This window comes from Alcaligenes sp. GCM10023179 (assembly GCF_042653705.1).
Classification (GTDB): Bacteria; Pseudomonadota; Gammaproteobacteria; order Burkholderiales; family Burkholderiaceae_B; genus Alcaligenes; species Alcaligenes phenolicus.
This window is the reverse complement of sequence record NZ_JBHSIQ010000002.1, coordinates 447,010-462,205: the sequence shown is the minus strand read 5'-3', so window position 1 is coordinate 462,205 and position 15,196 is coordinate 447,010. Positions and strand designations below refer to the sequence as shown.

The following is a 15,196-nucleotide window of genomic DNA, read 5'->3' as shown; positions in this document are numbered from 1 at the left end:
ATTCAAATTCTCTGATTGAGCTGAAACGCTCATCGGATTAAAAGCCTCAAAGCCTGGGAGATCCCTCCCGGCTTTGAGGCTTTTTTCTTGCTTAGGGCAGTAAGCAGGCTTGCGGTGATGTCTTACGGGTGGTGCCGCTCGTCCATCATGGAGCGATACCATTCGTGAAAGTGCTTCATGCCGTCTTCCAGCGGTGACTGGTAGGGGCCTACCTCGCAGACCCCACGCTCCATCAAGGCGCGGCGGCCGGCATCCATACGTTCGGCAATCTCATCATCTTCTATGGCCGTTTCCATATAGGCGGCGCGTTGTGCTTGCACAAAGTCACGCTCGAAGGCCACGATGTCTTCCGGGTAGTAGAACTCCACCACATTCATGGTTTCCTGCGGCCCCTTGGGGTACAGCGTAGAGAGCACCAGCACATGCGGATAGATCTCGATCATGTGGGTGGGGAAGTAAGTTACCCAGACGGCACCGAAATCCGGTGCTTCGCCCTGGCGGTAGGCCAGCAGATTGTCATGCCATTGGCGATAGGTAGCTGAGCCTGGATTGGCCAGGGCCTGATGCACGCCGACTCGTTGCAGGCTATACCAGTCGCTGAACTCCCACTCCAGGTCATCACAGGTCACGAACTGACCCAGACCGGGGTGGAAGGGGGCGACGTGATAGTCCTCCAGATAGACCTCGATAAAGGTTTTCCAGTTGTAGTTGCACTGGTGGATTTCGACGTGATCAAGCACATAGTCCTGAAAGTCGAATTCAGGGCGGCTGAACAAGGCGGCCATATCCTGGGCTGGATCGCGCGGGCCTTCAAACAGCAGGCCATGGCAATCGCGCAAGGGGTAGCGTTCCAGGTTCAGACAGGGCTTGTCCTTGAAACGGGGAGCCGCCAGCAAGTCGCCTTGCGCGTTATAGGTCCAGTTGTGCAGGGGGCAGACAATATTGCCGCCTGTGCTGCTCAGGGAGCCGTGGCTGGCCTGATTGGACTGGCCGGGCATGCCACCAAGCATCAGGGCCTGGCGATGCCTGCAGACGTTCGAGAGCAGTTCTACGCCGTGTTGGCTGCGTATCAGAGTACGGGCAGCGTTTTCCTGGATCAAGGTGCGCCAGTCGCCGGGTTCGGGAACAAGTTTTTCATTGCCGACGTACAAGGCCGACTGCTGAAAAATACGCTCTTGTTCGCGCTCGAACAGAGCGTGGTCGAAATAGGCGCTAACAGGAAGCTGGGGGTGAGCGGGCACAAGACGTGCCATCTGACCGAGCTCGGTCATGATTCCCTCCGCATGGGTCAATAAGCCAGGCCTCAGGGGACATCGATGGTACTACTTGCCATCTCTGGCGCGAAGAAAAATCGGAACGGGCCGATTACCAAGGGAAAATTGTACCTGATCTATTAGCCGCCTAGCCGCATTGCGCTGCTCGTTGCAGGTGTTTTGCGGCTTGCTTTTGGTATAGGGAGTAGCCATGAAAATGGCCATCCCTTGCGGATGGCCATTTCAAGCAGCAAAGTTTTTCTGTCAGCAACGCTTTACTTGTTTTCCAGCGTGCTGGCATCAATTTGCGGCATTTCGATTTTAACTTCCAGCACTTCCAGCGAGTCCTGGCGATCAAGGTTCACCTTGATGTCATCGGGATTAATCTTCACGTAGCGCGAGATCACTTCGACCAGCTCTTTTTGCAAGCGGGGCAAGTAGTCCGGAGCAACACCCCCTTGGCCACGTTCGTTAATAAGGATCAGTTGCAGACGGTCCTTGGCAACTGTTGCCGACGTTTTCTTGTGACCGAGCAGGAAGGACAGGAAAGACATATTACTTTCCTCCGAACAGGCGCTTGAACAGACCTGGCTTTTCGTAATCCACAAAACGCAATGGTTTTTCGCCACCCAGGTAACGATCTACGATGTCCTGATAGGCCTGGGACACATCACTTTCCTTGATATGGATAACGGGTACTCCTTGGTTGGATGCTTGCAGCACGGTTTCCGACTCGGGGGTGACACCGATCAGCTTGATGCGCAAGATATCTTCAACGTCTTGCAAGGACAGCATCTCGCCGTCCGACACGCGTTTGGGGCTATAACGGGTCAACAACAAATATTCTTTGATGGGCTCTTTGCCCTGTTCACCACGTCGCGATTTGGCGGCCAGAATGCCCAGGATGCGGTCCGAGTCACGAACCGAGGACACTTCGGGGTTGGTCACAACCAGCGCATCATCTGCGAAGTAGGAGGCCATCAAGGCGCCGGTTTCGATACCTGCGGGCGAGTCGCACACAATGTATTCAAAACCCATGCCCTTGAGCTCTTCCAGTACTTTCTCCACACCTTCGCGGGTCAGCGCGTCTTTGTCACGCGTCTGGGAAGCGGGCAGGATGAACAGATTTTCCAGCTGCTTGTCACGGATCAGGGCCTGGTTCAATGTGGCTTCGCCCTGGATCACGTTGACGAAGTCATACACCACGCGTCGCTCGCAACCCATGATCAAGTCCAGGTTGCGCAAGCCAACGTCAAAGTCGATGACCACGGTCTTGTGACCGCGCATCGCAAGACCAGATGCAAAACTGGCACTGGTGGTGGTTTTGCCCACACCACCCTTGCCGGAGGTCACTACAACTATACGCGCCATGACAATCGGATTCCTTTGTTTTTCAAGTCACATAATCGTAAAGCATAACGGGCCTAATTTTGACATCCGTTCTGCCACTTAGCCTACTGCTTAGAAACAAAACATATCAATTGCTTTGTTCCGTGTCAGCTTACACGGTTGCGCTTGCACTTGCTTGCTCTCATGCGGGCTCTCAGTGCAAGCCTCTATAAAAAGCGCCGGCAAAAGCCGGCGCCTTGTACTGTTAGGAGCTCAGAGGATCAAATCTGAGCGTATCTTCTTCCAGCGTGACGACAACGGGCTTGTTGCGTAGCTGTGCATCCAGTCGCGTTTCAATAATGCGATACACACCGGCAATGGCAATCAGTTCCGGGTCCAGCTCGGTGGTGAAGATGCGTGCTTTTGCATCGCCACGGGCACCAGCCATGGCCTTGCCGCGCAGTGGACCGTAGACGTGGATATTGCCATCGGCTACCACTTCTGCACCCTGGCTGACCGCCCCGATCACGATCAGATCCGTGTGGCGCGCGTAGATGCGCTGGCCGGAACGCAGCTGACGGTTGATGATGAGCGCAGCCGGAGCAATAGCGGGCGGTGGCGGGGCGACCGCCGCTGGTGCTTCTTGCTGGGCGGCTTGCGACAACACGGGCACTTCCTTGTCCGGTGCGGCCTGGGTTTGGGGGCGGGCTGGTGGGTTGGACAACTCCACATGCGGCAAGCCGCTGTCGATGGCGTTATCGGCATGGTCAGGGTGGGCAATGATACCCACCGGGTGCAGCTTGTGCTCACGCAAAGCGGCAACCAGTGTGGCCCAATCCACCGGCGCATCAATAGCGCTGGCATCAATGACGACGGGCTCGTCCTCAAAGAAGGAGCCAGCGTCTTTCATGCGTTGAGACAGAGCGGCTAACTGCTCGGCCGTGTCAGCCGAACGCAGCACCACCCGTACGGCGTACAGCGTGGCGCTTTTGAAATCCAGGGCCTGCGGCCCTTTGGCATGAGTCTGATCGTTCACGTCAATAGCCTTAGACCCAAGTGTCTTTCAGAGTCGTAGTACGGTTAAGAACGGGTTTTTCTGGAGTGGAGTCCACACGGTCCGCCACAAAGTAGCCCAGGCGTTCAAACTGCCAGCGAGCATCGGGCGTGGCTTTGGTGCCGGGTTCCAGCCAACCTTGAATCACGCGCAGCGAGTTCGGGTTGATGTGCTCCAGGAAGTCCTGGTCGGCTGCATCGGGCTGAGGGTGGGCAAAGAGACGGTCATACAGACGAATCTCGGCGGCAATCGCGTGCTCGGCGCTGATCCAGGTGATATTGCCCTTGACCTTGACCGAGTCCGCACCGGGCGTGCCGCTCTTGGTGTCGGGCAGGTATTCCGCCAAAACCTGGGTGACATTGCCTTGCTCGTCCTTGACGCAGCCGGTGCAACGCACGACATAGCCGTACTTCAGACGCACGGTATTGCCGGGGAACAGGCGGAAGTACTTTTTGGGTGGCTCTTCCTTGAAGTCCTCGCGCTCGATGTACAGGCGACCGGAGAAGGGGAACTCGCGTTGGCCGGCCTCCGGATTGTGTGGGTTGCGCGGTGCGTGACACAGCTCGCTTTGGCCTTCCGGGTAATTGGTAATGATCAGTTCGATCGGGTCCAGAATGGCAACGCTGCGGTCGGCCACCGGGTCCAGATCATCGCGCAGGGCTTGTTCCAGCAGGCTGTAGTCCACGTGTTGGGCTGCCTTGGACACACCCAGGCGGTCGGTGAACAGGCGGATGGCACCGGCGCTGTAACCACGGCGGCGCAAACCGGCCAGGGTAGGCATGCGCGGATCGTCCCAGCCCGATACGTGGTTTTCCTGAACCAGCTGGCGCAACTTGCGCTTGCTGGTGACCACATAGGACAGGTTCAGACGCGAGAACTCGTACTGCTTGGGCAGCGGGTCGGACAACTGCCCCAGTTCGACCAGGCGTTCCAGAATCCAGTTATAGAAGGGACGCTGGTCTTCAAATTCCAGGGTACACAGACTGTGGGTGATGCGCTCGAGCGCGTCTTCCACAGGGTGCGCCCAGCTGTACATGGGGTAGATACACCATTTGTCGCCAGTGCGATGGTGTTCTGCATGGCGGATACGGTACATGACCGGGTCGCGCATATTGATATTGGGCGAGCCCATATCGATCTTGGCGCGCAGGGCCATGCTGCCATCGGGGTGCTTGCCGTCGCGCATTTCGCGCAGCAGCTTGATGGACTCCTGGGCAGGGCGGTCGCGCCAGGGCGAGTTCACGCCTTTTTCAGTCAGGGTGCCACGGTTGGCACGCATTTCTTCGGCGCTTTGCTCGTCAACGTAGGCATGGCCCGCGTTCACCAGGGCTTCGGCGAACTGGTACATATAGTCGAAGTAGTCGCTGGCAAAGTACAGGTTCTCTTCTTTATTGAAGGTCCAGTCAAAGCCCAGCCATTTCACCATGTCGATAATGGCGTCCACGTACTCCTGTTCTTCTTTTTCAGGATTGGTGTCGTCAAAGCGCAGGTGGCAGGCACCTTGGTAGTCGCTGGCCAGTCCGAAGTTCAAACAGATACTTTTAGCGTGCCCAATGTGCAGATAGCCGTTGGGCTCGGGGGGAAAGCGCGTACGGATACGCGCGGCATCAACAGCCGCCCCTTCCTGGGTACTGGCCGGGCCTGGCTGACCGGCCCAGGATTTTTGTGCGTAACGGCCAGCGCTCAGATCCTGGTCGATGATCGTGCGCAGAAAATTAGATACGGGAGCGGGAGTGGTGTCAGAGGTCATACACGTTTGAAATAAAGAAGCCGACAGACTAATCGACCATTTTGCCACGTTCTTGTTTTAGAGGGGTATTTACCCCATGAACGGGTTCTAAAAAATCAGGGAAGAACTTGGGGTAGTATGGTGGCGTTTGCAGGCCAATTCACCCTACACTAGCGCTCATTATGACGCACTCCGCCCTTTCTCTGTCTCATGCCCAGTTTTTCCTTAGCCTGGGCTTCATGCTGCTGTTTCTGGCCCTGGAGCTGGGACTGGCCTGGGTGTTGCTGTATTTCAAGATCAGAACCTTTGGCAACAAGGCCGCGGCCTGGATGGGGGCGTACCGTTTTTGGGTGCGTCTGTTTGCGCTGGCGTTTATTTTAAGCTTTGCGGCGTCCATGCCCGTGCTGCTTCAGTTTGGCAGTGTCTGGCCGGGCCTGATGGAGCAGGTGGGTGATGTTATCGGTCCCATGCTGGCCGCCTCCATGCTGTCCTTGTTCATTTTCAAATCCTGCTTTTTGGGTGTGATGCTGTTTGCCCAGCGCATGCTGTCCAATCTGGTTCATACCGTGGTGGTGCTGATGGTGGCCCTGGGCGTTACCGTCACGGCGTTCTGGCTGGTGGCGATTGTGGCCTGGATGCAGGTGCCAACGGGTGTCGATGTGATTGAAGGCCATTATGTGGTGATGGAATGGCTGGATGTGCTCAGCACGCCCGCCTTGCCCTGGTATGCCGGTCTTTTGTTTGCAGGCAGTTTGCTGACGGTGGCCTTTTTCATGTTGGGTGTAACCTGCGCCCAGACCATGCAAAAGCCGGTTACCGACCAGGAGCGTCTGGCCTTTCGCAGTGCCCTGTTTCTGGGCGGGGTGGCTTGGCTGGCCCTGATCCTCGCTGTGATAGGCAATGGTTTCATGACTGCGGAGCATCAGCCTGCCAAGGCAGCGGCTGCGGCGGCGTACTGGGAAAGCGGCTCGCAGCCTGATTTGATTCTGGTGGCGGCGCCCTCCGCCATGCAGGACAGTGTTCTGGGTGTGCTGCGCTGGTCTCATGCAGGTGGACGCTGGTTGGGTCGTAATGACAGTGGCATTTTGATGGGTCTGGATCAGTTTTCCGACGCCATGCCGCCCGTCACCCTGACCTTCTGGTCCTTCCGTGCAGCCGTGCTGGCAGGAGCCTTGATGCTGTTCCTGCTGCTGTGGGTCTTGTTGCGCACTCGCCGTTATGGCCTGGACCCGCACTCTCTTTCTTATAGAGAACGTCAGCTCATGGTGGTCGCCTCGGTGTTGGGCTGGATCATGTTGCTGGGTGGCGCAGCCTACGTCTTGTTGGGCTTTTTGCCTTATCTGGTCGGTAACGATATTCAGGCCGTGCAAGTGCAAAGCACCGAGAGCGTCTTTACCGTCGGGCTGGGTTTGCTGAGTTACGGCCTGGTCTACATCTTGTGCATGATTGGTTTTTTCCAGAAGTTGCGACATGCCGTTCGTTTTGGTGTGGTACCGATCGCGCGGCATCGGGGGCGGGCATGATTGACTCTTTTGCAAATGCGTTGGGCCTGGGCGCCCATGATCCGGCGTTCTGGATGCCGCTGGCGTTTCTGGCCCTGTTCTTTTTGATTATTGTGGCCGGGACGGTTCTGGACGGCTTCGATATTGGCGTGGGCTGTCTGTCCTTGCTGGCACCGGACTCCTTGCGTCCCCGCATGCTGTCATTGCTGAGCCCCTGGCGCGATGCCAACGAGTTCTGGCTGTTTCTTGGCCTGGGTTTGTTTGTCTGCGCTTTCCCCAAAGCCTGGGGGGCGGTGATGGGCGGCCTGTACGGACCGTTATGTGCGCTGGGCGTGGGCGTTTTTGCCCGTTCCGTCTCCTTCGAATTCCGACTGCGCGCGCCGGTAGAGCGTCAGTCCCGCTGGCAAATGGGTTTTGCCCTGGGGTCCTGGTTGACGGCGTTCTCCCATGGTGTGTTGCTGGCGCAGGTCGTAGTGGGCTTTCAGAGCGATGCCGGTTATATCTGGTTCTCTGTCTTCATGGGCTTTTGCGCTATTGCCGCGTACTGCTTGCTAGGTGCTAGCTGGCTCATCATGCGTGAAGCAGGCGAGCTGCGTGCCCGGGCGGTCAATTGGGGCCGTCGTTCGGTACGCTGGTTTGCGGCCGGTGCCGTGGGTGTGTCCGTCGTGTTGGCCTTTGTGAATGCCGGCGTGCTGCTTAAATGGAGCGACGGGCCGTATTGGGGCTTGGTATTGTTCCTCTGGGCCTTGATTCTCAGCTGCTTTGTGTCGATTGAAATGAGCCTGCAGCGCATGATCAACAGCAGCTATCGCACCACGACCTTGCCCTTCTTGCTGACCCTGTTCGTGATGGTGTCCGTCATGGCCGGGCTGGCGTTCAGCTTCTTCCCCTATCTGATCCTGGACGAGATGACGATCTGGGACGCCGCCGCCGGGGTGCCAGCCCTGAGCCTGATCCTGTCGGCGATTGTGATTACCTTGCCGATCGTGCTGATTTTCAACGTGTGGGTGTACTGGCGCATGTTTGGATTGTCTCGCCCACCTTTGCCGCCCAGCTTTAAAGGCTGACCTTTTTTATGATTGCCCATTCCGTGCTGTCGATGCGCAAGCGTCTGCAGGGTTTCAAGTGGTTGTCTGATATGCCCGCCATGCTGGCCTGGGCGGTCTTGGCTGGTATTTTGGGTGCCTTGGCGACTTTGGCCTTTCATCAGGGCATGCGCTTGGTGCAGCAAGTTGTCACGGGTCAGCACGGGGGGATCGTCGCAGTCACGGAAAGTCTGCCCTGGTACATGCGCCTCCTGTTTCCCACCTTGGGCGGTTTGTGTGCCGGTATCCTGCTATGGCTGGCAGGGCGTCTGCCGTCGGGAAGCAATTCTGACTATATGGAAGCTGTGGCCATTGGCGATGGCCGTTTGTCCATTCGCCAGGGGCTGCTGCGATCCTTGTCGTCCTTGATGACGGTGGCCTCGGGCGGCTCGATTGGCCGCGAAGGGGCGATGGTGCATCTGGCCTCTTTGTCCGCTTCCGCGATTGGCCGTTTCACCTTGTTTGGTGAAGCCCGTCTGCGCCTGCTGGTGGCCTGTGGCGCCGCAGCCGGTGTGGCAGCCGCCTATGGTGCCCCCATTGCCGGTGCCGTGTTTGTGGCCGAGATTGTGCTGGGCACCATGACCATGAGCAGCTTTGGCCCCCTGTTGATGGCGGCTGTCAGTGCTCACCTGACCATGCGTATGCTGGGTGGTTATCACGCCCCTTACGAAATGACGAACGTTCAGGCCGTTGCAGGTTGGGACATCTTGCCCTTTCTGGTCCTGGGGGTGCTGATTGGTCTGGCTGCACCCGCTTTCCTGAAATTGTTGAATCTGTTCCGCACCCTGTTCAAGCGTACTGGCCTGGGTTTGCCTTTGCGCTTGGCTTTGGGTGGTTTGTTGCTGGGACTTTTGCTGATTGTCATGCCGCGCGTGGCCGGTAATGGCTTTAGCGTAGTGTCCTCCATGCTGCACAGCGACTGGGCCTGGTACAGCGTGCTGCTTATCCTGGCGTTCAAGGTTCTGGCCACAGGGCTGACAGTTGGTTCGGGCGCTGTCGGCGGTGTGTTTACCCCCGCCATCTTTGTGGGCGCGGCCTTTGGCACCTTGTTTGGTCAACTGACTTTGCTGATCTTGCCGGGTCTGGATTTACCGTTGTACTTGTTCACCCTGGTGGGCATGGGCGCGTTTCTGGGGGCCGCCACCAGCGCTCCCTTCATGGCCATACTGATGCTGTTTGAAATGACATTGAGCTATCAGTTGGTGCTGCCCTTGATTGTGGCCTGTGTCATGGCTTATTTTGTGTCCCGTGGTGTGGCCGAGGTCGCCATGTATGAAGTCACCCTGGTGCGCGAGCGGGATGCCTTGCTGCGCCACAAGTTGCGTCACACCACCTTGGCCGAGCTGGTACGTCCGGCTGATACCGTCGTCAGCACCACCACCCAGATGCGCGATGCCTTGCAGATGTTTCTGGACTACCCCGTGCGTTATTTGTATGTGGTGAACGAAGAACAGGTTTATCAAGGTGTGATTGCTCAGCCTGACCTGACTCGAATGTTGTTGGACGACAACGCTGCCCAGGAGCGTGTGGTGGGCGATATTCTGCGCATGGATTTCGTCAAGACGCTCTACCCGAACATGAGTCTGGACGAGGCTCAGGAACACTTTGTGAGCTTTGCCGGAGAGCGTCTGCCCGTATTGAATGGTGACGGCTCGGGTCGTCTGATTGGTGTAGTCTATAAGTCTGCTGTGCTGGAAAAATACTCCGCCATCAAACGCTCCCTGGATGCGAGCGGCGAAGTGATGCTGGATGCCCGGCGCTAAACTCTTTTTGTGACATAAATCATGCGTACAAAAGCTTGCCAGCGAGGCTTGGCAGGCGGGCTGTTGGTCGGTCTTGCCATGCTGTTCGCTGTTCCATTGGCCACCGCTCAAAATCGTGTTGGGCTGGAGAATTTGTCTGCTACCCGCGTGTATGGCGTGGATGAGGCACAGGCCATTCCGGCCCAGGAGCTCCCGCCTGTGGAGCCATTTTTTGATGCTACGCAGTGGCATCGCCAAGGAGATCAGGACTTGCTCAGTCCAGCGGCCTCCATGGATTACACATTTTCCGATTTCAGTCTGAGCGGTGCCAGCACCGCCAGTCTGGCGCGCTCCATCCAATATAGTCAGCAGTCCTCTCCAATTTGGAGTGCCCGCTGGTTGAGCAGTGCGCCCGACCAGGTCTGGCAGTTTGGCGAGCGCAACTGGCGCTATGTGAATGAAGACGGACTGCAGCTGACCCTGGGCAATGACACGGTTACCGCACCGGACTGGGCGCGGCCCGTGGAACTGGGCGGTATCAATATCACTCAGCAGTTCGAGCAGGGCCCGGCCGGGCCATGGCGCTATGCCCTGGCCGTTGGCGCGCTGGACATGACGGGCAAGCAGGATAACGGGGATCTTGTGTATGGCTCTTCGGCTGGCAGCTTGATGCTCAGTACCGATGTCACCAGTCGTACCAGTATTGATACCCAGATGGAAAGCGCTCGTGATTTTGGGCTGACCGGTCTGGGTGCAACCTATCGATCGCCGGACTTTGGCGTGTGGCAGGCCAGCGTGGCCAAAGCTTCCCATGCGGTGGGGCAGGGGTGGCGATATCAGGCAGCCTACGGCCTGGATGTGCTGGATGATTTGCACCTGCAGTGGCAGGGTGAACGCTACCAGGACAATTTTCTGGATTTGAGCCGTTACCAGGGCATGAAGGTGGATGCGGCCAGCAGTCGGCAGATTGTCGGTCTGTCCGTGCCCCTGCGCCGCTGGGGTGAAGTGAAGACTCAGTACGAGGTGCAGCAGGTAGTTGCCGGCGGGGAGAACCGCTACCTTGGGGTCACGCAGCAGTTCTGGTACAGTCCCCACCTTAGGGTGGGTTTGCAAGCTCGCCGTCATCTGGAAAGTCGTCAGTCGAACATCGCGCTGCGTTTTTCTATTCCGATTTTTTAAGCAGGCGGCATGGCCCAGTCAGCACTTGAGGTTCTTCAGGAAGTTTTTGGTTATGACAGTTTTCGTGGTTCTCAGCACGAGATTATCGAGACCCTGATCCAAGGCGGCGACGCCCTGGTCTTGATGCCCACCGGCGGCGGCAAGTCGCTCTGTTACCAGATTCCTGCTTTGGTGAGACCCGGCACCGGCGTGGTAGTGTCTCCCCTGATTGCCTTGATGCAGGATCAGGTGGACGCCCTCAACGAGTTGGGCGTTAACGCGGCGTATCTGAATTCCACCCAGGATTGGCAAACTGCCCGCGAGGTCGAGCGCGAGTTTCTGACGGGGCAGTTGGATCTGCTCTATGTGGCTCCCGAACGGTTGCTGACAGACCGCTGCCTGGATTTGCTGGCACGCGGCCAGATTTCTCTGTTTGCCATTGACGAAGCCCACTGCGTATCGCAATGGGGTCACGATTTTCGCCCTGAATATCTGGGTCTGGATTTGCTGGCCCAGCGTTGGCCGGGTGTGCCACGGGTTGCCTTGACGGCTACCGCCACTCAGTTGACGCGGGTAGAAATTGCCCAGCGCCTGAAGCTGGAAGAGGCCCGGCATTTTGTTGCCAGTTTTGATCGTCCCAATATTTGCTACCGCATCATTGAAAAGAACGAGGTGCGCAAGCAGCTCCTGAGTTTCATTCAGGAGGAGCACTCCGGGGATGCGGGGATTGTGTATTGTCTGTCGCGTTCACGCGTGGAAGACACGGCCGAGTTCCTGTGCAAGAACGGTATTCATGCCTTGCCCTATCATGCAGGGCTGGACGCGCAGCAACGCGCCATTAACCAGGCTCGTTTTCTTCGAGAAGAAGGAGTGGTCATGGTGGCGACCATTGCCTTTGGCATGGGCGTCAACAAACCGGATGTGCGCTTTGTGGCCCACATTGACTTGCCCAAATCGGTGGAAGGGTATTACCAGGAAACCGGGCGGGCAGGGCGCGATGGCGAAGTGGCCACGGCCTGGCTGGCCTATGGCCTGCAGGACGTGGTGCAATTGCACCGCATGATTAACCAGTCGCAAGGCGATGCGGCACATCGACGCCAGCAGGGGCACGCGCTGGATGCCATGTTGGGCCTATGCGAAACCATTTCCTGCCGCCGTCAGCGCTTGTTGGCGTATTTCGATCAGCAGATCGAACCTTGCGGTAACTGCGACACCTGCCTGGAAGCGCCAGAAGCCTGGGATGGCACAGTGGCGGCGCAGAAAATGCTCTCCACCATCTATAGATTGTGGCGTGAGCGCGGTCAGCGCTTCGGGGCCGGGCACCTGATCGACATTTTGCTGGGCAAGCTGACGGATCGTGTCAAAGAGCATGAGCACGACAAGCTGACCGTCTTTGGTGTGGGCAAGGATTTGACCGATCAAGCCTGGCGCGGGGTGCTGCGCCAGTTGCTGGCACACAGTCTGGTTACCGTTGATCCGGAAGGCTACGGCACCTTGTTGCTGACCGAGGCCAGCCGTGAAGTGCTCAAAGGGGAGCGGACCTTGATGTTGCGGCGCGAAACCGTAACACGCGGACCGGCTGCTCACCGAGTAAAAGGTCAGGCGCCTGCCGGACCTGCTCTGGAACCCGACCAGCAGAGGCGGTTCGAGGCTTTGCGCGCCTGGCGTGCGGCTACCGCACGCGAACATGGTGTGCCGGCCTATGTCATTTTCCATGATGCCACTTTGCGCGAAGTGGCTATTCGTTGCCCTAGTTCAGAGGCTGATCTGGAGCCAATTACAGGCATAGGCGTACGCAAAAGAGAGGCCTATGGCGAGGCTTTGCTGCGCTGCGTGCAAGAGTTCCAGACGCAATAGGAAATTGTTAGCAGAGCAAAGTTTGGTTGCATTTTTATGTGCCGAATCTGCTCTGCAGTCCAAAAACCGCTATTCGCTCAATCCGCTATATGTAGTAGAATGACGTCAATATCACACTATATATGGTGTGCATCAACTGACGCTGGCGGCTGCAAAAGCCGCGTCTTCCGTCAATCTTCACCGATTTCCGAGACTGAAATGCAATCAACCGAACAGTTAATGGTCACTAAAAGAGATGGCCGTACAGAACCTATTAACCTCGACAAGATTCACCGAGTGGTTGATTGGGCCGCTGAAGGTCTGAGTAATGTGTCCGTCTCTCAAGTAGAGCTGCGCTCTCACATTCAGTTCTATAACGGCATTCGCACTAGCGACATCCACGAAACGATCATCAAGTCGGCTGCGGATCTGATTTCCGAAGATACGCCTGACTACCAATATCTGGCTGCCCGTCTGGCGATTTTCCATTTGCGCAAAATCGCTTTTGGTCAGTTTGAACCTCCAAGCCTGTTCGATCACGTAACCTTGCAAACCAAGGAAGGTCGCTACGATCCGCATCTGCTGCAAGACTACACGCGCGCCGAGTTCGATGAGCTGGATGCCCATCTGGATCACTGGCGTGACATGAACTTCTCTTACGGTGCCGTCAAGCAGCTGGAAGGCAAGTACCTGATTCAAAACCGCGTGACCAAGCGCATTTACGAAAGCCCCCAGTTCCTGTACATGCTGGTGGCCATGTGCCTGTTCGCCCGTTACCCTGCCGACACTCGCCTGGGCTTTATCAAGCGCTTTTACGACGCGGTATCGCAATTCAAGATTTCCTTGCCCACGCCCATCATGGCTGGTGTGCGCACACCCACCCGTCAGTTCAGCTCTTGCGTGCTGATCGAATGTGACGACAGCCTGGACAGCATCAATGCCACGACCAGCGCCATTGTCCGTTACGTATCGCAGCGCGCCGGTATCGGTATCAACGGTGGTCGCATTCGCGCCGTCGGTAGCGAAATTCGCGGTGGTGAGGCTCAGCACACCGGCTGCCTGCCTTTCTTCAAGATGTTCCAGGCCGCTGTGAAGTCCTGCTCGCAAGGCGGCGTGCGTGGTGGTGCGGCAACCTTGTTCTACCCCATGTGGCACCTGGAAGTGGAAACACTGCTGGTTCTGAAGAACAACCGTGGTGTAGAAGAAAACCGTATCCGTCACCTGGACTACGGTGTTCAGATCAACCGCTTGCTGTACCAACGCTTGATCAAGGGCAGCCATATCACGCTGTTCTCGCCTCATGACGTGCCCGGTCTGTACGAAGCCTTCTTTGCCGACCAGGACGAGTTCGAGCGTCTGTACGAGATGTACGAACAGGATCCCGCCATCCGCAAGCGCAGCCTGCCTGCTGTGGAGCTGTTCTCCCTGCTGATGCAAGAGCGTGCCAGCACCGGCCGTATCTACATTCAGAACGTGGACCACTGCAACACGCACAGCCCATTCCAGGCCGACCGCGCTCCCGTGCGCCAGTCCAACCTGTGCATGGAAATTGCCCTGCCCACCAAGCCTTTGAACGATCTGAACGATCCCGAAGGTGAAATCGCGCTGTGCACGCTGTCGGCTTTCAATCTGGGTGCTCTGGAGTCCCTGGACGAGCTGGACGGTCTGGCTGAACTGATTGTTCGCGCTCTGGATGCTTTGCTGGACTATCAGGACTACCCGGTCAAGGCTGCACTGAACGCAACCAACAAGCGTCGCTCCCTGGGCGTTGGCGTCATCAACTACGCTTACTACCTGGCCAAGAACGGCACCCGTTACTCCGACCCGGCAGCGTTGGGCCTGACCCACCGTACCTTTGAAGCCATCCAGTACTACCTGTTGAAGGCTTCGGTACAGTTGTCGCGTGAATACGGTCCTTGCGACGCCTTTGACGAAACAACCTATGCCAAGGGACTGCTGCCTACCGACACCTACAAGAAAGATGTAGACGGTATTTGCAACGAGCCGCTGCACCTGGACTGGGAAGCCCTGCGTGCTGACATCGTCAAGCACGGTCTGCGCAACTCCACCCTGACCGCCTTGATGCCTTCGGAAACCTCCAGCCAGATTGCCAATGCCACCAATGGTATTGAGCCTCCGCGTGGCCTGGTGTCCGTCAAGCAGTCCAAGGACGGCATCTTGCGTCAGGTGGTGCCCGAATTTGAAAAATATAAGGATCAGTACGAGTTGCTGTGGCAAATGCCCGGTAACGACGACTACCTGAAGTTGGTTGGCGTGATGCAGAAGTTCGTTGACCAGTCGATCTCTGCGAACACCAACTATGACCCACAGCGGTTCGAGGGTGGTCGCGTACCGATGAAGCAACTGCTCAAGGACTTGCTACTGGCCTACAAATACGGTGTGAAGACCTTGTACTACCACAACACCCGCGACGGTGCCGATGATTCGCATGGCGAAGTAGAGGACGACGGTTGCGCAGGCGGCGCGTGCAAGATCTAAGCAAGGGTA

11 protein-coding genes are annotated in these 15,196 nt (G+C 57.2%); 6 read left to right on the top strand and 5 right to left on the bottom strand.

Features of this window, described 5'->3' with window-relative positions; translation table 11 throughout:
• Positions 1-122: 122 nt before the first annotated feature.
• From ACFPDR_RS11455 to ACFPDR_RS11435, 5 genes are all read right to left on the bottom strand, one after another.
• The gene (locus tag ACFPDR_RS11455; protein WP_254499705.1) at positions 123-1,271 is read right to left on the bottom strand and encodes an aromatic ring-hydroxylating oxygenase subunit alpha; all 1,149 of its coding nucleotides are present in this window, start codon (positions 1,269-1,271) and stop codon (positions 123-125) included.
• A gap of 257 nt (positions 1,272-1,528) precedes the next feature.
• Positions 1,529-1,807 (bottom strand): cell division topological specificity factor MinE, encoded by a 279-nt coding sequence (gene minE / locus ACFPDR_RS11450; protein ID WP_009455079.1) that lies wholly within the window; start codon positions 1,805-1,807, stop codon positions 1,529-1,531.
• Position 1,808: 1 nt separating this feature from the next.
• A complete protein-coding gene (gene minD, locus ACFPDR_RS11445; RefSeq protein WP_009455077.1) occupies positions 1,809-2,624 on the bottom strand; it encodes a septum site-determining protein MinD in 816 nt (271 codons plus the stop codon).
• A gap of 223 nt (positions 2,625-2,847) precedes the next feature.
• The gene (minC, locus tag ACFPDR_RS11440) at positions 2,848-3,618 is read right to left on the bottom strand and encodes a septum site-determining protein MinC (RefSeq protein WP_026485162.1); all 771 of its coding nucleotides are present in this window, start codon (positions 3,616-3,618) and stop codon (positions 2,848-2,850) included.
• 10 nt (positions 3,619-3,628) lie between these two features.
• Complete coding sequence (locus tag ACFPDR_RS11435; protein ID WP_035271102.1) at positions 3,629-5,386, bottom strand: glutamine--tRNA ligase/YqeY domain fusion protein; 1,758 nt, start codon at positions 5,384-5,386, stop codon at positions 3,629-3,631.
• A gap of 161 nt (positions 5,387-5,547) precedes the next feature.
• Between ACFPDR_RS11435 and ACFPDR_RS11430 the strand changes: the two genes are divergently transcribed.
• The 6 genes from ACFPDR_RS11430 (at position 5,548) to nrdA (ending at position 15,187) form a co-directional block, all read left to right on the top strand.
• The gene (locus tag ACFPDR_RS11430; RefSeq protein WP_035271100.1) at positions 5,548-6,888 is read left to right on the top strand and encodes a cytochrome ubiquinol oxidase subunit I; all 1,341 of its coding nucleotides are present in this window, start codon (positions 5,548-5,550) and stop codon (positions 6,886-6,888) included.
• Positions 6,885-7,934: a cytochrome d ubiquinol oxidase subunit II gene (locus ACFPDR_RS11425; protein ID WP_009455069.1), complete on the top strand. Its 1,050-nt coding sequence runs from the start codon at positions 6,885-6,887 to the stop codon at positions 7,932-7,934. Before ACFPDR_RS11430 ends, ACFPDR_RS11425 begins: the two co-directional genes overlap by 4 nt.
• Before the next feature lie 8 nt (positions 7,935-7,942).
• Entirely contained in the window at positions 7,943-9,715 is a 1,773-nt protein-coding gene (locus ACFPDR_RS11420; protein ID WP_060185606.1) for a ClcB-like voltage-gated chloride channel protein, read from the top strand.
• Between the two features lie 21 nt (positions 9,716-9,736).
• Positions 9,737-10,873, top strand: coding sequence for a hypothetical protein (locus ACFPDR_RS11415; protein WP_035271098.1), 1,137 nt, complete (start codon positions 9,737-9,739; stop codon positions 10,871-10,873).
• Positions 10,874-10,882: 9 nt separating this feature from the next.
• Positions 10,883-12,709 carry a DNA helicase RecQ gene (gene recQ, locus ACFPDR_RS11410; protein WP_035271096.1) on the top strand — a complete coding sequence of 609 codons (1,827 nt, stop codon included), beginning with the start codon at positions 10,883-10,885 and terminating at the stop codon, positions 12,707-12,709.
• A 198-nt stretch (positions 12,710-12,907) separates the two neighbouring features.
• Positions 12,908-15,187, top strand: coding sequence for a class 1a ribonucleoside-diphosphate reductase subunit alpha (gene nrdA, locus ACFPDR_RS11405; RefSeq protein ID WP_035271093.1), 2,280 nt, complete (start codon positions 12,908-12,910; stop codon positions 15,185-15,187).
• The last annotated feature ends 9 nt before the right edge of the window (positions 15,188-15,196 follow it).